Origin of the sequence: Paraburkholderia agricolaris (assembly GCF_009455635.1) — a bacterium.
Lineage (GTDB): Bacteria > Pseudomonadota > Gammaproteobacteria > Burkholderiales > Burkholderiaceae > Paraburkholderia > Paraburkholderia agricolaris.
Window position 1 is genome coordinate 979211 of sequence record NZ_QPER01000002.1, and the last position, 17415, is coordinate 996625.

Sequence of the window (17415 nt, forward strand, 5' to 3'; positions counted from 1 at the left end):
GTGTTGGTGGAAACGCGATAACTGTGCCGACTCCTCACTTCTGACCATGATCGAACTACAACTGGAGCGCGACCGGCGCGCCGCACCCACGCTCGTTGAGCAGGTGGTGCAGGGTTTCGCGAGCGCGATCGAAGCGCAGTCGCTGCGCGCGGGCGCGCTGTTGCCGTCGGTGCGGCAGTTGGCGCAAAGCCACGAACTGAGCACCTTCACGGTCACGGAGGCCTACAACCGTCTTGTTTCGATGGGCCTTGTGGTGGCGCGGCGCGGCTCCGGTTATCGGGTCGCGGCGCGCGCGCAGTCGGCACGGGCCGCTCCGACCGACTGGCAACCGCCGAGCCTGACAGCGACCTGGCTGCTGTCCGACGTGTTCGCCGACCATTCTGTGCCGATCAAGGCGGGCGGCGGCTGGCTGCCGAACGAGTGGATCAACGAAACGGGTTTGCAGCATGCGCTGCGGGCCATGAGCCGGGTGCCGGCGGCACGGCTCGGCGACTACGGTCATCCGTACGGTTTCGCGCCGCTGCGCGAGCGGATCGCCGAGCAGCTCGACCGGCGCGGTTTGCCGGTCGACGTCTCCAACGTGCTGCTCACGCAGGGCGCGACGCAAGGGCTCGATCTGATCGTGCGCACCTTGCTGCGGGCGGGCGACGCCGTGATCGTCGAAGATCCCGGTTATTGCAATCTGCTGCAGATTCTCAAGCTCGCGGGGCTGGTCGTGCATGGCGTGCCGCGCACGCCGGCGGGCGTCGATACCGACGTGCTCGAGGCGCTGGTCGCGCAACACAAGCCGAAGGCGATTTTCGTCAACACCACGCTGCAGAATCCGACCGGCGTGACTTTCGGCATGTCGGCGGCGTTCCGTCTGTTGCAGATCGCCGAGCGTCAGCGCATGTGGGTGATCGAAGACGATGTCAGCCGCGAGCTGGCGCCGCCCGGCGCGCCTTTGTTTGCCGCTATGGAAGGCTTGCAGCGCGTGCTCTACGTAGGCGGTTTTTCGAAGACGGTGACGCCGGGGCTGCGCTGCGGCTATGTGGTCGCCGAGCGGGCGGTGCTGCGCGAACTGGCGCGCACGAAGATGGCGGTGGGTTTGACTTCGTCGGAAGCGATCGAGCGGATCGTCGACAAGGTATTGCTCGAAGGGCGCTATGCGCGCCACGTCGAAGCTGTGAACGAGCGGCTCAAGCTCGTGCATGCAACAGTCGAGGAGCGGCTCGATTCGCTCGGTCTCGAACTGTTTCACCGGCCGCGCGCCGGCCTGTTTCTGTGGGCGCGGCTGCCGATCGAGGCGGAACGCGCGGGCGAGGTGGCGACCGCCGCGCTCACGCATGGCATCTGGCTCGCGCCCGGCTCCTACTTCCGTCCCGACGATGCGCCGAGTGCCTGGTTCCGTTTCAACGCACCGTATTCGACCGACGACGCGTTGTGGCGCTTCATCGAACGAATCGGACGCGGCGAGATCTAGCCGGCCGTACTCGCGCTCAGGCGGACAGGCCGAGCAGCTTCAGCGCGATCGGATACAGCGAGAGCACCAGCAGCAGCGCCATCGCCACGTTGAAAATGCGCAGGCGCTTCGGGTCCGACAGCACGCGCCGCATCGCGGTGCCGAAACCGGCCCACAGGCAGATACACGGAAAACCGATCACGTAAAAGATCGCGGCCATTGCGATCGCGTTCATGCTGGTGCTCGCGCTCAGGTGGATCGTCGTGGCGGCGGTCAGCACCATCATCCACGCTTTCGGATTGACCCACTGAAACGCGATCGCCTCATGAAACTTCATGGGCCGGTGATCGCCTTTCTTGACCTTCAGTTCACCCGACGTGCCGATTTTCCACGCGAGATACAGCAGATACGCCACGCTCGCGACTTCGAGCACCGTGTACAGCACCGGGAAGTGCACGAAGGCTTCGCCCAGACCAATTCCCACTGACAGCATCAACAGGACGACCCCGGCACTGATGCCGGAAAGATGCGGCAGTGTGCGGCGAAAGCCGAAGTTGACGCCCGAGGCGAGCAGCATCGTGTTGTTCGGACCGGGCGTGATCGTGGTGACGAGCGCGAACAGAATGCCGGCGGGCAGCGCGCTGAGACTGAGGTAGGACATCATGGGTGGCTCCGGTGGCGATCAGTAAAACCGTAATAGCATTCTAACGAAGCGTGCCGGTACAGTACCTGTACGGTTTTTGGGATGGTGTCCGGTACAGGTGGCTTTGCGAGGGGCGCGTTAGCGCCTTAACCGTGAAACGACTGCATTCGTGAGATTCGCGCCAATATTAATGAGACGGGCGACATAACGCAGTGGTGGCGCGGTCAGCCTTGATGGATGGAAATCTCGTTGACGATCAGATGGCCCATCGGCCGCTCGAGCTCGAGAACCTCTATTCGCAGTCCGACTTCTATGTGCTCGGAAACTTGTGCCCAACTGGGGGTGCGGATCAGTTTTGGGTGGACATCAACAGGCGCGGCTTCCTCCTGCCAATCAGCGCTAACAGGAAGCGCTTTACGATTGTTTTCAAGAGGATTCCCACTTCAGGACAACTCTGAGTCGCTGCAGCGAGTCGGAGTGTTGAATTTTCGCCTCGACCGATCGTATACGTCGCGGGCGCCCCGCCCCATTTTTAGCAAATTTTTCGTTCTTTCGATGGCGACGGATTAACTCCAAATTTGGCTTCTTTTTAACGGATTGGACTCCCTATCGTCGGCGCACACTGACATCGTGCCAATCGCGCAGGGAGTCTGAGATGTCTTTCCGCCACCACCAAAATTACCAGTTCGAAGTTGGCCTGCCGGAAGTATCTATGTCCGATTGGAACGATCCTTCGCCGTACTCCGACGCGGGCATGATGCGCGGTCTGCACCTCGCGTCGGAGGCCGTGTTGCGCCTCGCGACGCAGACTCACAAAGCCGTCGCACGTGGCGACACGGTGGGCGCGGAAGTGGCGCGCATATCGCTCGAAAAGCAGTTGGCACTGACCACGTGCCTGATCGATGAGCTATTGCTCAAAGGTACCGACCAACCTACGGCACGTTGATTGGCCGTCAGGCCAGACAGAACTAATCGCAGTGTCGAACTTCTGAAGACCGTAATGAGTGCCTTGACCGTAATTCTCAGCATTTGGATGATGGTAGCTATCTGCGCGATTCTCTTCATCCGCGGCGCCAGCCCGCGCGTTGAGCGGACCACCAAATCGCAGCAACGCCGCCCGGCGCGCTTTTCAATCACTGAGTAACAGCGATCAACCTGCCAGTAAGGCGGCGGCGGCCGCTTCTTCGCCCTCGCCCGAATTGCTTCCTTCGTTAAGTGATTGTCGCGAAGGGCGACAATCAGCAAACGCCGTGCTGCGGATACTCCGCGACGGCAAGGCAGACGGACAAGAGGGGACCGTCACCGGACAGTCATAACGCCATACCACCGTCGATGGTGATGCTGGAGGCGGGGGGGCAGGCCGTGACGGATGACGGCTGCGATACGGATCGGGATCGCAAGAAAGCTGCTTCGGCTACGACAGCAGGCGTGTCGAGGTAGCCGCGATCGGGCGTCCTCTTACCTGCCGTTTGCGTCGTGATGACTGCTATTCGGTTATTCAGCCACCTTCCACGGCCCCAGCGGACGCACGCTCGCACAGGCGGGGCCACCGTCCGCGGCCCTACCTGGGAGAAGGGCCTCCAGCACGCTGCCAGCAAGTGCTTTCTCCAGCAGCTTGGCCGGGAGATCGTGGATATCGATCTTGGCGCGCCGATTCCACGGCGAAGATGCGTCGCCAGCCTGTTCGCCGATAGCAATGTATATGAAGCGCCGCGTGGGACCCTCGCGGCGCACCATGTCGCCCAGAAAGCGAGGGCCGGGCGCGACTGCCACTTGCACATCGAACGACAGCGGCTGCTCTCCTGCTATGACCGCGCAGACGGGCTCGCCCTGCTTGTTCTGCAATGAATACGCCACTCCCGGCACAGGTTCTCCAATCGTGAGCCGTAGTGTGATCTGTTGATCTGCTGCCATCGTGTTTCTCGATGTTGTGGCGCCTGTCTGCGACCTTAACACGCCTGTTCGGTCGAAAGGCCGCTCAGGGGCGACGTGCCGCTAAATGGCATGTCGAGGAATCTCACTGACTGTGTCGTTCTCAAGGTGAGCGGGTAACACGGGTAACATATGAACGAGTAAGCACGAGTAAATGCGATCACATCGTTTTATCGGGAGCAGTCCCATGCTGAGGGTACTCGAACCAGGCGACTATTTTGGCGCCACCGCGCAGCTATACGGCGGCGACGGCATACAGATCGCGGAAACCCATTTCGCGACCGATCTGATCATTCCCCAGCACGAACACATCAATCCTTTTTTCTGTTTCGTGCTGGAAGGTTGCGGTACGCGTACCTGGGCTACTCGCCGCGGCAACGAAGGACCCATGCAGCTGACACTTTTCCCCGCTGGCGTGCCGCATGCCAATTGCTGGTATGGGGCTGACGGCCGGGCACTGCACGTCGAATTTTCGTCGCTATGGCTGCAAAGGCTGGGCGGCCGGACCCGGGTTCTCGATAATCCGGACGACTTTGCCGGCGGTGCGCCGGTGTCGTTCATGCAGCGTCTGGTCCGTGAATGCCGGGAGCAGGATTCGGCTACGCCATTGGCGGTCGAGGGACTGATACTGGAGATGCTCGCCGCCTGCGAGCGCTCGGTTGGGAGTCCCGCCACGCTAGTGGGTTCGCGCCGCTGGCTGGCTCGTGTGGAAGCATTACTGCTTGAGCGCTTTAACGAGGCGCTGACGCTGGATGAAATCGCCGCCGACAGCCACGTTTCCGCCGACCACCTCGCACGTGAATTCCGCAAGCATTTCGGCGTTACGGTGGGGGAGTATGTGCGCCAGTTGCGGATCGATTCGGCATGCGCGCAGTTGGCTAGCGGACGCAAGTCGCTGGCAGCCATCGCGGAAGAAGCCGGTTTTGCGGACCAAAGCCACTTCACGCGCGTCTTTCGGCGCAAGATGGGATTGACGCCGGGCGCATATCGCGCACAGTTGAAGGAAGATCGTTCCTGTTCCAGAGATTGACGCTCCGGTGCAAGACCGGTGGCGCTGTTACGGCCTAGAGTTGCTCACACGTTCCAACCCTCGTGGCCCCCTGGAGATCACTGTGAGCACTGAAGCCTTTCCGTATTTGACATGCCTCGATGTTCTGCACGCCGTGGGCGAAGTCATCGACGTTCCAGCCCTCGTCGAGGCAAACAGCCACCCCTGGTATAACCAGACCCTGTGCCAGGTGAACCAGTCGGTGGTTCGCCTGGGCGTTGTGCAGGGTGAATATCATTGGCACAAACACGACGCCGAGGACGAGTTCTTCTACGTCGTCAGCGGACACTTCCTGATCGACCTCGAGGACCGGGTCGTCGATTTGCGGCCGGGACAGGCGTTTGTGGTGCGTAAAGGTCTGCTGCATCGCCCTCGTGCGCCGGAGAAGACGGTGATTCTGATGGTCGAGGAGGCCGGCATCGTTCCAACCGGCAATGCCTGACTGGAAAGGCGTTGAGCCGTCCGCTCCGAGATGCGAATAAACGGTATATACTGTTTATACCATTAAAACTGCGGAGGTAAGCATGTCGGCACCCGTCACCAAAGAGCACACTAGGAAGTCATTCAATTTCCCCAAGAGTTCGGGCAAGCGCGCGGCGGATGGCGCGCAGCCGGTAGCCGCGCCGGAACCGGCGGAAAAAGCGGTGGCAGAAGCGGTGGCAGAAGCAGCGCCGGCCGTCAGGAAAGTAGCCAAAGCGAAGCGCCCGGCAGCCGCCGAAGCCGCGCCTGCGCCCAAGAAGGCTGCCAAAGCCAGCCGTGCGGCGCCGGTGGAAGCCGCGCCTGAAGTGAAGAAGGCTGCGAAGGCGAAGCGCTCGGCATCGGCGGAAGCTGCGCCTGTTGTCAAGAAAACGGCGAAAGCAAAGAGCCCGGCCGCAGTGGAAGCGTCGCCCGCCGTCAGGAAGGCGGCTAAACCGAAGCGCTCGGCCACTGCCGAAGCCGCACCGGCCAGCACGCCTGAAGCCAGGAAAGCCAAGCCGCCGAAGAAAGAGAAAGTCGTGCGCGACAGCTTCACGATGCCGAAATCGGATTACGACAGGATCGCGTCGCTCAAGCAGAAGTGCCTCGAAGCCGGCGTGTCGGTCAAGAAGAGCGAATTGCTGCGAGCAGGGTTGATGATGCTGGAATCGGCAGCGCCGCAGCGTCTGCTTGCCGCGGTGTCGTCGCTCGAGACGGTCAAGACGGGGCGTCCTGCGAAGGCTTAAACCGCGGCACCGTGGCGTGGTCCGGCGCAAGGTTTGGTGCGAGGCGTGCCCGCCCAGGCGGTGTCGGACTGCAGCACATCCGGCTGCACGTTCTCGAGCCGCAGGGGCAGGGACGAAGCCGCATCATGGCACCGGCATATTGCCGGACGGTGACGGGCGGCGTTTATTCGTCGTCGGCAGCGTGTTGAGCGGCGGTGCCCGACAACACGCGCGAACGGATCACTTTCACGCGTTGCTGCATGATTTCGCGCGCCTTGGCACCGTCTCGCGCTTCGATTGCGTTCAGTACCGATTTGTGCGAACGGATCACGCGTGCGGCGATTGCGTGCGTGGTGTTCGGCGCGAGCAGCGGTTGCAACACGAAACGCAGCGCGCGGAATTGCGCGAGCAGCACCCGGTTGTGCGACGACTCCACAATCGCTTCATGAAAACGCAGCGACGCGTCCGTGAACGCAAGCGGGTCGTCGCGCAGCTTGTCGAGTTCGGCCAGGATTGCGCTCAGCTTCCTGAGGTCTTCCTCAGTGGCGTTTTGCGCCGCGAGCTCGGCCGACGTGACTTCAATCGCCATTTGCGCGTCGAAGATTTCCTCGCCCGTCACGCCGATCAGATGGAGTTGAATAGCCAGCGCGTCTGCGAAGCGCTCCGGATTGCCTTCCGCAATCCATGCACCGCCTTTCGCGCCCATGCGGATTTCCACGATGCCGACTGCTTCGAGCGTGCGCAATGCGTCGCGAGCGGCCATGCGGCTGACGTTGAACTGGGCGGACAGCGACGTTTCGCTGCCGAGGAAATCGCCGGTCTTGATCTGACCGGAAAAGACGGCCGCGCGCACTTGCGAAACGATGCGCCACGATAAGGTTTCCGTCTGCACCGGTTCCCACAGCGGCGTAGTTTCGACAGTACCTTTTTTCAATTCGGATCTCCGGACCTGAGCGTTGCGACGGGGTGAACCGAAGCCGCACGCATGACAGACCTGGTGCGACCCCGAAAGATTGAGCGCGATGTTAGCATAGCCGTTGAATAATCATACGGTTATACAATTCGCATCTCTGCCGGCACTATCCCACGATCATAAGTCGAGCACCAGACACTCGCTTTTGCTGCCCGAACAGCAAATCATCATCGACCGGTTTGCCTCCTGTTCCCCCTTGGTCAGCACCATGTCGCGATGCTCCGGCACGCCTGCGAGCACACGCGTTTCGCACGCGCCGCACACACCCTGCGAGCAGGAGTAGCTGACATCGATCCCTTCGGCAATCAGTGTGTCGAGAATCGTCTTGCCGGCGCTTACCTGAATCACGCGGCCCGAACGCGCGAGTTGCACGTTGAAGCCGCCGGCCGTGGCGGGCGCTTCGCCGGCTGCGAAGTACTCGACATGAAAGCGCGTGCCACCGCCGCAGTTCGCCGCGCTGGCTTCGAACGCATTCAGCATGGCCGTGGGGCCGCAGCAATAGAAATGCGTACGCTCGTCGTGCTGCGTCAATACCGTGGAGAAATCGAGCCGTTTTCCGCCCGGCTCAGCGTCGTGATGAAACTGTATGCGCGAGCCGTACTGACGCAAGGTGTCGACGAAGGCGGTGGCCTCACGGGTTCGCGTGCAATAGTGCAACTCCCACGACCGCTCCAATGTTTCCAGACGTTGGATCATGCCCATGAGCGGCGTGATGCCGATTCCCCCCGCGATGAGCACCGTATGCGCGGCATCTTCCACCAGTGGAAAATTGTTGGCGGGCACGCCGATCGTCAGCACGGCGCCGACGCGCAGCGTCTCATGCACCCAGGCTGAGCCACCGCGGCTCGACGGATCGCGATTCACGCCGATCACGTAGCGGTGCGTGTCCTTCGGAGAATTGCACAGCGAGTAGCTGCGGATCATTCCGTTGGGCAAGTGGAGATCGATGTGAGCGCCGGCCGTGAAGTTCGGCAGCGGCGAGCCATCAGGTGCGTGAAATTCATACGTATTGATGGTGGGCGCCTCGTATCTGATCGCGCGAAGTTGCACCTGTAGCGTATCCATAGCCTTCTTCATATTGACTCGTCCGGAGTTGTCTCGCCGCGCAGACGTAAATTCTGTTGCGCCTGCTTCTATGTGTAATATATATTATCGAAACAGCGCCGACAAGCGTAGAGCAGAAGTCGATCGAGCGGATAGATGCTTCTATAATGTCTAATGTGTATTATTATTAGCGCGATGCTGGAAACGACAGGAATGATGGCCGGCCGAGGCCGCCAAAGCGTTTGTGAGCCCGACGCACAGGCCGAGCGATAACAATGGAGACTTGAAGAATGCTGTCCCAAGCAAAGAACGAACTCTTGACGAAGGTTGGGCCGGGCGAGCCGATGGGCGAGCTGCTGCGCCGTTACTGGATGCCGATTGCCGGCGTGAGCGAATTCGACGAAGTAGCCGTCAAACCGGTACGTCTGCTCGGCGAAGATCTTGTGCTGTACAAGGACCTGAGCGGCAACTTCGGGCTGATCGACCGCCAGTGTCCGCATCGCCGCGCCGATCTTGCCTATGGTTTCGTCGAAAAATGCGGGCTGCGCTGCAACTATCACGGCTGGCTCTATGACCAGGGCGGCAAATGCACGGAGCAGCCGTATGAGGACGTTGCCAATCCGCAGTTGAAGCTGAAAGAGCGCGTCAAGATCAAGGCCTATCCGGTCGAGGAAAAGGCGGGTCTTCTGTGGGCCTATCTCGGGCCGCAACCTGCGCCGCTCGTGCCGAACTGGGAGCCGTTCTCGTGGAAGAACGGTTTCGTGCAGATAGTGATTTCCGAGGTGCCGTGCAACTGGCTGCAATGCCAGGAGAACTCGATCGATCCGATCCACTTCGAATGGATGCACAACAACTGGACCACGCGCCTGAATGGCGCGATGGGCCCGTACTCGCCCGCCCATAAGCAGCTCGATTTCGACGAATTCGACTACGGCTTCATCTACAAGCGCCTGCGCGGCGACGCGGACGAAAACGATCCGCTCTGGTCGATCGGCCGGGTGTGCCTGTGGCCGAACGCATTCTTTCTCGGCGAGCATTTCGAGTGGCGCGTGCCGGTCGACGATTCGCGCACCTTGAGCGTGACCTGGGCCTTCACCCGCGTGCCGAAGGAAAGTGAGCCGTACGAGCAAAAGAGCGTGCCGACCTGGTATGGTCCGGTGACCGATCCGCAAACCGGCCGCTGGATCACGAGCCACGTGATGAACCAGGATTTTGTCGCGTGGGCGGGGCAAGGCGTGGTGGCCGATCGCACGAAAGAAAATCTGGGCAGCAGCGATCGCGGCATCGTCATGCTGCGCCGGCGCTTCTTCGAAGAACTGGACGTGATCGCGAACGGCGGCGAGCCGAAGGGCCTCATCCGCGATCCGAAGCTCAATGAATGCGTGCAACTGCCGATTGCCGCTCGCGCTACCTTCGTTGAGGGCATGACGCGCGCGGAGATCGCGAATCATCCTTTGTGGAAGCACCATCTGCAGGATTTCCGCTTTCAGGCAGGGCAGCCGGAGCAGGTCAGGAAGGCCTTTCTCGATGCAATGGGCATGGAACCCTGAGGTCCGCGCTACAGTAACGGTGCGAGAACAGCACACGGCGGCGCCTCGCGCCGGCCGGATATCAGATATCGGAGACGCAGATGCATACCAGAAGTTACGACGTTCAACTCGGCCTGTTTATCAACGGAGAGTGGCGTACCGGCGGGCGCGATACCCAGCCGGTCGTCAATCCCGCTGACGAAACAGTACTCGCCCAGTTGCCGCTTGCCACGCAGTCGGACCTCGACGACGCACTCGCCGCGGCGGCATCCGGGTTTGCCACATGGTCGCGCATGAGCGCCGCCGAGCGGGCGGTCATCATCGATAAAGCGGCTGCGCTGATGCACGAACGCGCCGACGAGATCGGCACGCTGATGAGTTTCGAGCACGGCAAGATGCTGGCCGACGGCTTGCAGGAAGCGCATAGCTCGGCCGACATCGTCAAATGGTTCGCGGAAGAGGGGCGTCGTGCCTATGGGCGCGTGGTGCCCGGTCCGCTGCCGAATTCGCGCCAGCTCGTGCTGAAGGTGCCGGTTGGACCGGTGGCGGCGTTCACGCCCTGGAATTTCCCTGTGCGGATTCCCGCGCGCACCGTGGCGGCCGCGCTCGCGGCAGGTTGCTCGGTGATTCTGAAGGCGGCCGAAGAAACACCCGGATCCACTACGGCGATGGTGCGGTGCTTTCAGGATGCGGGGTTGCCGCCCGGCGTGCTGAATCTGGTGTTCGGCGTGCCGGCAAAGATATCGGAGTATCTGATCGCCTCGGATGTCATCAAGGCCGTTGCATTCACCGGGTCGATTCCTGTCGGTAAGCATCTCGCCGGGCTGGCCGCGGCGCATGGTCTGAAGAAGCTGGTGATGGAACTGGGCGGCCATGCGCCGATGATCGTTTGCGACGACGTCGACGTTGCGCGGATCGCCACGATGACCGCCAATGCCAAGTTTCGCCAGGCCGGGCAAGCCTGCATTTCGCCAACGCGTTTCTACATTCAGGAGGGCGTGTACGGCGCCTTTATCGACAAGTTCGTCGAAGTGGCCGCGAAGCTGAAGGTCGGCCCGGCCTTCGAGCCCGACACCCAGGCGAGTCCGGTTGCCAACGCGCGCCGGCTCGCCGCGGCGGACGAGTTCGTCAAGGATGCGGTCTCGCACGGTGCGCGGTTGCTGCTTGGCGGCCAGCGCCTGAATCGCCCCGGCTTTTTCTACGCGCCGACCGTGCTCGCCGATGTGCCCGAAGCGGCGCGCATCATGAATGAGGAACCATTCGGCCCCGTGGTGCCTTTCAGTTCTTTCAAGACCGTCGAAGAAGTGCTCGAGCGCGCCAATCGATTGAAGTATGGCCTTGCGGCCTATGCGTTCACCGGTTCGGATCGACGCGCGTTGCAACTGTCGAATGGCCTCGAAGCGGGCATGATCGGCATCAATAGCATGCTGGTCTCGGGGCCGGAAGTGCCGTTCGGCGGTGTCAAGGAGAGCGGTATTGGCTCCGAAAACGGCGTCGAAGGCTTGCAGGCATACCTGGTTACGAAGTTCGTGCAGCAAGCCGTGTCCTGAGTGTGCGGCCAGAGCGGCGGTCGAAACGTCGATCGCCGCTGGTCAATCTCAGAAAAGTTATATATATTATAGTTAACAGCATCCCCTGAAGCAGTGAGACCTTTGAGCATCGTTCCAACCCTGCTCATGGACTAGCCAATACGATTCGTACGACTAATGAAAGAATCTATCCAGCACGATGCCAGGCCCGCTCGGACTTCGACAGTCTGGGAGTCCGTGCACACGGAAAAGCTTTCATGGCGTGTCGCTTCGCAAGTGCGTGCCGCGCTGTTCTCGAAGCAGGTGAAAGCGGGCGATTTCCTTGGCAGCGAGGCTTCGCTTGCACAGCAATTCAATGTGAGCCGCACGGCTGCCCGCGATGCGCTGAGAACGCTCGAAGCGGTTGGCATTGTCGAGATTCGCATGGGAGCGAAGGGCGGGGTGTGGATTGCGGGTGCCAACCCGGAGCGTTTTGCGGATGCGCTGTCGATCCAGCTGAGCCTGATTGGCGCAGGCGCGAGCGAAGTGTTCGATGCGCAAATGGCGATCGAAGTGCTGGCCGCGGAGAAAGCGGCGGAAAACCTGACGGTGGCGCACCGCACCGCATTGCGCGACGCGTTGCACCGCGTGGAAGACGCGCGCAAGCAACTCGATACCTTTACTGATGCATCGCTGCGCTTTCACGAAGCGCTGGTTGAAGCATCCGGCAATCGGGTTCTGCTCGCGCAATTCAAGGCCTTGCGTTTTGTGCTGACACCTTTGCTTGCCACTTATACGAGTGCGGACACCGCAAATCGCGTGATCGCTTCGCATCGGCGTTTGTTCAACGCGGTGTGCTGCGGCGAAGTCGAGCTGGCGCGCCGCCTGATGCAGGAGCGGATCCAGATCGTTCGCACAAGCTTCATTCCGATTACGCCGACGCTATACATCCAGCCCGATCCGGAAGCGGTCCGGGCCTGAACTCACACTAATCAACGGAGACATTCATGATCATCGACGCGCACGCGCACGTTACCGCGCCGGATTCTCTTTACGTCTGGAAGTCCGGTCTTGTTTCCCATCGCGGCGCGCACGGCCGTGGCACTGCGCAGATCAGCGACGATGAAATGCTGGCGGTGCTCAATGCACCGACGTTCGGCACCAAGTCGCACGTCGAGCAGTTGCGCGACATCGGCACGGATCTGCAACTGATCTCACCGCGTCCGTATCAGATGATGCATAGCGAAAAGCCCGCGAAGATCGTCCACTGGTTCACCGAGGAAACCAACGACATGATCGCGCAACAGGCGCGGCTCATGCCGCAGACGTTTCGCGGCATCGGCGGTTTGCCGCAGGCGTGGGGCGAACCGGTCAGCGGATGGCTGCCTGAACTCGAACGCTGCATCAAGGAGCTCGGTCTGGTCGGCGTGCTGCTGAATACCGATCCGAGCGAAGGTCTCGCGACCAACGAGGTGCCCGACCTCGGCAATGAATACTGGTATCCGCTGTATGAAAAGCTCGTCGAGCTCGACGTGCCCGCATATCTGCATTCGGCGGGATGCCGTTCGGAGCGGCACAACTACTCGCTGCACTTCATCAATGAAGAAACGATTGCGGTCATGGCGCTCGCCCGTTCGCGCGTGTTCAAGGATTTCCCGCAATTGAAGATCGTTGTCTCGCACGGCGGCGGTGCGGTGCCGTATCAGTTCGGCCGTTTTCAGGCGCCTTCGCTGCGGCCGGGGCGCGCGAGCGAACCGTTTCTCGACAGCTTGCGCCGCCTCTACTACGACACCGTGCTGTATTCGGAAGAAGCGTTGCGTCTGCTCATCAAGACGGTTGGTGCCGATCGCTGCATCTTCGGCGCGGAGCGGCCGGGGGTCGGCACGGTGAAAGATCCGCAGACGGGCCGCTGGCTGGACGACATTCGTCCGATCATTGAAGGTTTCGAGTGGTTGAGCGGCGACGAGAAACGGATGATTTTCGAGGGCAATGCACGTAAGGTGTTCCGTCTCGATTCGCCGGCTGGCACAACTGCCGCACGTTGAAAGCATTGGCCATGAAAAACATACCCAACGGGAGCGTGGCATGGCAACGATGATCGGCGCAATCGCCACATCGCATGGCCCCTTGCTGTCGATGCCGCCCGAGCTCTGGCATTTGCGGGCCGGCGCGGACGTGAAGAATCCATCGCACTGGTTTCAGGGGCGTTCATACGACTACCCGGCCTTGCTGGAAGCACGCGCGCCCGGCTTTGCGGCGGCCGTTACCGATGCGTCGAAGCAGGAGCGTTACGCCGCTTGCCAGCGCGCACTCGACACGCTTGCCGAACGCTTTCACGCGATGAAAGCCGATCTCGTCATCGTGCTTGGCAACGATCAACGCGAAGTGTTCAAGGACGACCTGACACCGGCGATTACGCTATTCGGCGGCGAGCAGATCGAGAACCTGCCCTTGTCGGACGAGCAGCGCCGCCGGTTGCCGCCGGGCGTCGCCGAGGCGGAGGACGGTCATTGCCCGCCGGAAGGAGCGATATATCCCGGTGCGCCGGATCACGCGCTGACGCTGGTGCGCTCGCTTGTCGACGACGGTTTCGACATTGCCGTGTCGACCCGCTTGCCTAAGGGTGAGGATCGCCAGCATGGCATTCCGCATGCGTTCGGTTTTGTTTATCGCCGTGTGATGCGCGATGCGCCGCCGCCTTCGGTGCCGGTGTTTCTGAACGTCGGCGTGGCGCCGAATCAACCGCGCGTGGCGCGCTGCCTCGCGCTCGGTCATGCACTCGGTGCGGCGATCAAGCGCTTGCCGTCGCATCTTCGTGTCGCGGTGGTCGCGTCGGGCGGCATGAGCCACTTCGTGGTTGACGAAGCGCTCGACCAGCGCGTGCTGGCCGCGCTCGCCGAACATGACGAGGCCACGCTGCGCGATATTCCTGAGCCGTATTTCAACGGCAATACGTCGGAAATCAAGAGCTGGCTGCCGCTTGTCGGTCTTGCCGCGAGCGCGTCGCTAAAGATGACGCTGATTGACTACGTCGCCTGTTATCGCTCGGAAGCCGGCACGGGCTCGGGGATGGCGTTTGCCTGCTGGGAGTGAACGATCACAGCAGCAGTAGCGGGACAAAACGAATACGAGGAACGGAGCAGACACGCATGAAACAAGCAGATGACACCACCCGACGCCTGCAGCGGCTCGACTGTTGCGCCGTATCGGACGCGCTCGACAAGCTTGGCCTGAGCGGCACGGTTACCGGCCTGCCGCAACGATCGACCTCGCGCCGCATCGCCGGCAAGGTCGTGACCGTGAAACTGGTGGAGGCCGCGCAAGTGAACGCCACCGCTCATACCGGAGCGCCGCGCCATCTCGGCACGACGGCCGTCGAATTCGCCGGTGCGGGCGACGTGATCGTAGTGGAACAGCACACGGGGCTCGACGCCGGCAGTTGGGGCGGCATTCTCTCGCTCGGCGCCTCGTTGCGCGGCATCGAGGGGGTGATCGCGGACGGCCCGGTGCGCGATATCGACGAAGCGCGCCAATACGACTTCCCGGTTTTTGCGCGGGCGTTGACGGCCTTCACCGCACGTAACCGCGTTGCTGAAGCCGGCACCAATGTGCCGATCACCGTGGCCGAGGTACGCGTCAATCCGGGCGACTACGTAATCGCCGACAACAGCGCGGTGATCTTCATCGCGGCTGCGGACGTCGAGCGCGTGCTGGCCGCCGCCGAGCAGATCGCCGGCAAGGAAGCGGCGATGGCGAAGAAGCTGCTCAACGGCGTGCCCATCGCCCAGGTGATGGGGGCGGACTACGAATATATGCTGCAGGACAGGGGATAAAAATGAGCAACGCAAACGGCACGAACCACGCGAACCAGCCGAGCGGCACGAACGATGAGAATGCGCAGCGCGCCCAGCGCCTCGACACCGCAACCCTGAGCGATGCGCTGGATCGTCTCGGCATTGTCGGTCAATGTACCGGCATCAAGCCGCGCGATGCGAGTTTCCGGCTGTGCGGCCGTGCGTTCACGATTCTCTACGGACCGCCGACAACCCCGCCCGGCACTGTCGGCGACTATATCGACGACGTGCCGGAAGGCGGCGTGATCGTACTGGATAACGCCGGCCGTGAAGACTGCACGGTGTGGGGCGACATTCTCACGGAAATCGCGCATCGGCGGAACATTGCCGGCACCGTTATCGATGGTATCTGCCGCGATGTGAGCCTGTGTTTGTCGCTGGGTTACCCTGTGTTCAGCAAGGGGCACTGGATGCGTACCGGCAAGGACCGCGTGCAGGTCGAAAGTACCCAGGTGCCGGTCAATATCGGTAACGCGCGGGTGTTGCCGGGCGATCTGCTGATCGGTGACGCGGATGGCGTGATCGTGATTCCGCGGGCTCATGAAGATCGCGTGCTGGCCGCAGCCGAAGAGATTCACGCCGCCGAACATGCGATACGCGAAGCGGCGCGGCAGGGCATGCGACTCGACGAGGCGCGCCGGCAGCATCGCTATCATGCGCTGCAGACCAAAGTGAGCGCCTGAGCGCCGGTGCTCAAGACGCCACGCGAGCCAACAGAATATCCATCAGGAGACACCATGTCGTACCCTTTTATCGACTCGCCGCTGGTCACCGCTTCGATCGAGCGGCCCGCCGCCGAAGTGATCGAGGCGGCTCGCGCCTTTCCGTCGGCAACCCTGCTCGAAGCGGCCAACAAACTGGGCGCGCTGCCGTCGGCGATCAAGCCGGTCAGTTCCGCGTTCCGCGTCTGCGGCCCGGCGGTCACCGTGCATTCGCCACCCGGCGACAATCTCTGGCTGCATCGCGCGCTGGTCGTCGCCCAACCGGGCGACGTGCTGGTGGTGTACACGAGCGACTACTACGAGGCCGGCTACTGGGGTGAAGTCATGTCTACCGCGGCCAAGGAGCGTGGCGTGGCGGGGCTGGTTATCGACGGTTGCGTTCGCGATGCCGACTTGCTCGCGCGCATCGGCTTCCCGGTGTTCTCGCGTGGTTTGTGCATTCGCGGCACGACCAAGGATTTCGCGGCACGCGGCTGGATCAATCATCCGTTGCGGATCGGCGATGTCGCCGTGCGGGCCGGCGATCTGGTTGTGGGCGACGCGGACGGCGTGGTGGTGCTTGCGCAGGAATCGATTGATGCGACGTTGCGGGCCGCGCGTGAACGCGAGGACAAGGAAGCGGAAATACTCGCGCGCATCGCCGCCGGCGAGTTGACGCTCGATATTTACGGCTGGAATCGCTAGACGCGCGGTTCGATATCGAAGAGACAGAGGAGCAATTGTAATGAGCAATCAAACCGCAGGCGCCCACGAGCCTACGCTTTCCGAGCGCGCCGATGCGCTTGAACACAAGATGATCGCGGAGCTGGACCGGCGCGTGGTGAAATCGGTGATTTATACCTCGGGCGACCGCGATCCGACCCAGGCCATTGCGCCGCCGCCGGGCACGGGTCACTTCATGATGGGCGACGATCCGCGTCTGCAGAAAATGCCGGCGCAACCTACCTTGATCGACTTTTTCAAGTACCGCTTCGGGCCGGCCAATCACGTGCTGCAAAGCGCGACGCACGCGTTGAAAGCAGGGCAGAGCGAGAAGATCGTGCTGGCTTGCCTGCTGCATGACATCAGCGTGGCCGGGTTCATTCGCGGCGATCATGGCTACTGGGGCGCGCAGATGATCGCGCCGTACGTGGACGAAGAGGTCAGCTGGGCCATCCAGTATCACCAGGCGCTGCGTTTCTTCGCGGACGAGTCGGTGGGTTATGGGTATCCGGATGCGTATCTGCGCTATTTCGGCAAGGACTACGAGCCCGAGCCGTATATCAAACGCGACTACGAATACGCGCGCAATCACAAGTGGTACATGTCGAGCCGCTCGATCACGCTGCACGACATCTATTCGTTCGATCCGAACGCGGTGGTGAGTCTTGACGATTTCGTCGACATCATCGGGCGCAATTTCCGGCAGCCGAAAGAAGGGCTCGGTTTCGACGGCAGCCCGTCGGCGCATATCTGGCGCACGATGATCTGGCCGACGAAGTTCCTGTAAGTGCCCGGTGCCGGTGTGCCATGCATCCTCATTCCTCTATCGAAGTCAGCA

The 17415-nt window shown here is 61.8% G+C and carries 18 protein-coding genes; 14 read left to right on the forward strand and 4 right to left on the reverse strand.

The window, feature by feature from the left end; all coding sequences use genetic code 11:
- Nucleotides 1-46 precede the first annotated feature (46 nt).
- Entirely contained in the window at nucleotides 47-1462 is a 1416-nt protein-coding gene (locus tag GH665_RS25820) for an aminotransferase-like domain-containing protein (RefSeq protein ID WP_153140107.1), read from the forward strand.
- Between the two features lie 16 nt (nucleotides 1463-1478).
- Here GH665_RS25820 and GH665_RS25825 read toward each other — a convergent pair whose 3' ends face one another.
- Nucleotides 1479-2102, reverse strand: a complete 624-nt coding sequence (locus GH665_RS25825) for a LysE family translocator (protein ID WP_153142300.1) — start codon at nucleotides 2100-2102, stop codon at nucleotides 1479-1481.
- Nucleotides 2103-2796: 694 nt separating this feature from the next.
- Here GH665_RS25825 and GH665_RS25830 point away from each other — a divergent pair.
- Nucleotides 2797-3030 carry a hypothetical protein gene (locus GH665_RS25830; protein WP_408276656.1) on the forward strand — a complete coding sequence of 78 codons (234 nt, stop codon included), beginning with the start codon at nucleotides 2797-2799 and terminating at the stop codon, nucleotides 3028-3030.
- Between the two features lie 548 nt (nucleotides 3031-3578).
- Here the strand turns inward: GH665_RS25830 and GH665_RS25835 are convergent.
- Complete coding sequence (locus GH665_RS25835; RefSeq protein ID WP_153140109.1) at nucleotides 3579-3998, reverse strand: DUF5990 family protein; 420 nt, start codon at nucleotides 3996-3998, stop codon at nucleotides 3579-3581.
- 205 nt (nucleotides 3999-4203) lie between these two features.
- On the opposite strand from GH665_RS25835, the gene GH665_RS25840 reads away from it, so the two are divergent.
- The 3 genes from GH665_RS25840 (at nucleotide 4204) to GH665_RS39575 (ending at nucleotide 6266) form a co-directional block, all read left to right on the forward strand.
- Nucleotides 4204-5046, forward strand: coding sequence for a helix-turn-helix domain-containing protein (locus tag GH665_RS25840; protein ID WP_153140110.1), 843 nt, complete (start codon nucleotides 4204-4206; stop codon nucleotides 5044-5046).
- Between the two features lie 82 nt (nucleotides 5047-5128).
- On the forward strand, nucleotides 5129-5506 hold the full coding sequence (locus GH665_RS25845) for a cupin domain-containing protein (protein WP_153140111.1): 378 nt from the start codon (nucleotides 5129-5131) through the stop codon (nucleotides 5504-5506).
- Between the two features lie 82 nt (nucleotides 5507-5588).
- Entirely contained in the window at nucleotides 5589-6266 is a 678-nt protein-coding gene (locus GH665_RS39575) for a hypothetical protein (RefSeq protein ID WP_153140112.1), read from the forward strand.
- Nucleotides 6267-6429: 163 nt separating this feature from the next.
- On the opposite strand, the gene GH665_RS25855 is transcribed toward GH665_RS39575, so the two are convergent.
- Nucleotides 6430-7179, reverse strand: coding sequence for a FadR/GntR family transcriptional regulator (locus GH665_RS25855; protein WP_153140113.1), 750 nt, complete (start codon nucleotides 7177-7179; stop codon nucleotides 6430-6432).
- Nucleotides 7180-7335: 156 nt separating this feature from the next.
- Nucleotides 7336-8295 (reverse strand): PDR/VanB family oxidoreductase, encoded by a 960-nt coding sequence (locus GH665_RS25860; RefSeq protein WP_246216370.1) that lies wholly within the window; start codon nucleotides 8293-8295, stop codon nucleotides 7336-7338.
- A gap of 257 nt (nucleotides 8296-8552) precedes the next feature.
- On the opposite strand from GH665_RS25860, the gene GH665_RS25865 reads away from it, so the two are divergent.
- The 9 genes from GH665_RS25865 to GH665_RS25905 all read left to right on the forward strand — a co-directional run bounded on the left by GH665_RS25865 (nucleotide 8553) and on the right by GH665_RS25905 (nucleotide 17364).
- Nucleotides 8553-9812, forward strand: a complete 1260-nt coding sequence (locus tag GH665_RS25865) for an aromatic ring-hydroxylating oxygenase subunit alpha (protein ID WP_153140114.1) — start codon at nucleotides 8553-8555, stop codon at nucleotides 9810-9812.
- A gap of 80 nt (nucleotides 9813-9892) precedes the next feature.
- Complete coding sequence (locus GH665_RS25870; RefSeq protein ID WP_153140115.1) at nucleotides 9893-11341, forward strand: NAD-dependent succinate-semialdehyde dehydrogenase; 1449 nt, start codon at nucleotides 9893-9895, stop codon at nucleotides 11339-11341.
- Nucleotides 11342-11497: 156 nt separating this feature from the next.
- On the forward strand, nucleotides 11498-12280 hold the full coding sequence (locus GH665_RS25875) for a FadR/GntR family transcriptional regulator (RefSeq protein WP_153140116.1): 783 nt from the start codon (nucleotides 11498-11500) through the stop codon (nucleotides 12278-12280).
- Nucleotides 12281-12306: 26 nt separating this feature from the next.
- A complete protein-coding gene (locus GH665_RS25880) occupies nucleotides 12307-13344 on the forward strand; it encodes an amidohydrolase family protein (protein WP_153140117.1) in 1038 nt (345 codons plus the stop codon).
- Nucleotides 13345-13384: 40 nt separating this feature from the next.
- Nucleotides 13385-14392 (forward strand): DODA-type extradiol aromatic ring-opening family dioxygenase, encoded by a 1008-nt coding sequence (locus GH665_RS25885; protein ID WP_167531006.1) that lies wholly within the window; start codon nucleotides 13385-13387, stop codon nucleotides 14390-14392.
- Nucleotides 14393-14448: 56 nt separating this feature from the next.
- A complete protein-coding gene (locus GH665_RS25890; protein ID WP_153140119.1) occupies nucleotides 14449-15132 on the forward strand; it encodes an RraA family protein in 684 nt (227 codons plus the stop codon).
- Between the two features lie 2 nt (nucleotides 15133-15134).
- Nucleotides 15135-15836 carry an RraA family protein gene (locus GH665_RS25895; RefSeq protein ID WP_153140120.1) on the forward strand — a complete coding sequence of 234 codons (702 nt, stop codon included), beginning with the start codon at nucleotides 15135-15137 and terminating at the stop codon, nucleotides 15834-15836.
- A 54-nt stretch (nucleotides 15837-15890) separates the two neighbouring features.
- The gene (locus tag GH665_RS25900) at nucleotides 15891-16559 is read left to right on the forward strand and encodes a 4-carboxy-4-hydroxy-2-oxoadipate aldolase/oxaloacetate decarboxylase (RefSeq protein WP_153140121.1); all 669 of its coding nucleotides are present in this window, start codon (nucleotides 15891-15893) and stop codon (nucleotides 16557-16559) included.
- A 40-nt stretch (nucleotides 16560-16599) separates the two neighbouring features.
- A complete protein-coding gene (locus tag GH665_RS25905; protein ID WP_153140122.1) occupies nucleotides 16600-17364 on the forward strand; it encodes an HD domain-containing protein in 765 nt (254 codons plus the stop codon).
- The last annotated feature ends 51 nt before the right edge of the window (nucleotides 17365-17415 follow it).

Excerpts from the sequence above, each read along its gene's own strand:
- GH665_RS25820 (WP_153140107.1), top strand. The coding sequence starts at position 47 with ATGATCGAACTACAACTGGAGCGCGACCGGCGCGCCGCACCCACGCTC.
- GH665_RS25825 (WP_153142300.1), bottom strand. The coding sequence starts at position 2,102 with ATGTCCTACCTCAGTCTCAGCGCGCTGCCCGCCGGCATTCTGTTCGCG.
- GH665_RS25830 (WP_408276656.1), top strand. The coding sequence starts at position 2,797 with ATGTCCGATTGGAACGATCCTTCGCCGTACTCCGACGCGGGCATGATG.
- GH665_RS25835 (WP_153140109.1), bottom strand. The coding sequence starts at position 3,998 with ATGGCAGCAGATCAACAGATCACACTACGGCTCACGATTGGAGAACCT.
- GH665_RS25840 (WP_153140110.1), top strand. The coding sequence starts at position 4,204 with ATGCTGAGGGTACTCGAACCAGGCGACTATTTTGGCGCCACCGCGCAG.
- GH665_RS39575 (WP_153140112.1), top strand. The coding sequence starts at position 5,589 with ATGTCGGCACCCGTCACCAAAGAGCACACTAGGAAGTCATTCAATTTC.
- GH665_RS25860 (WP_246216370.1), bottom strand. The coding sequence starts at position 8,295 with ATGAAGAAGGCTATGGATACGCTACAGGTGCAACTTCGCGCGATCAGA.
- GH665_RS25865 (WP_153140114.1), top strand. The coding sequence starts at position 8,553 with ATGCTGTCCCAAGCAAAGAACGAACTCTTGACGAAGGTTGGGCCGGGC.
- GH665_RS25870 (WP_153140115.1), top strand. The coding sequence starts at position 9,893 with ATGCATACCAGAAGTTACGACGTTCAACTCGGCCTGTTTATCAACGGA.
- GH665_RS25875 (WP_153140116.1), top strand. The coding sequence starts at position 11,498 with ATGAAAGAATCTATCCAGCACGATGCCAGGCCCGCTCGGACTTCGACA.
- GH665_RS25880 (WP_153140117.1), top strand. The coding sequence starts at position 12,307 with ATGATCATCGACGCGCACGCGCACGTTACCGCGCCGGATTCTCTTTAC.
- GH665_RS25885 (WP_167531006.1), top strand. The coding sequence starts at position 13,385 with ATGGCAACGATGATCGGCGCAATCGCCACATCGCATGGCCCCTTGCTG.
- GH665_RS25890 (WP_153140119.1), top strand. The coding sequence starts at position 14,449 with ATGAAACAAGCAGATGACACCACCCGACGCCTGCAGCGGCTCGACTGT.
- GH665_RS25895 (WP_153140120.1), top strand. The coding sequence starts at position 15,135 with ATGAGCAACGCAAACGGCACGAACCACGCGAACCAGCCGAGCGGCACG.
- GH665_RS25900 (WP_153140121.1), top strand. The coding sequence starts at position 15,891 with ATGTCGTACCCTTTTATCGACTCGCCGCTGGTCACCGCTTCGATCGAG.
- GH665_RS25905 (WP_153140122.1), top strand. The coding sequence starts at position 16,600 with ATGAGCAATCAAACCGCAGGCGCCCACGAGCCTACGCTTTCCGAGCGC.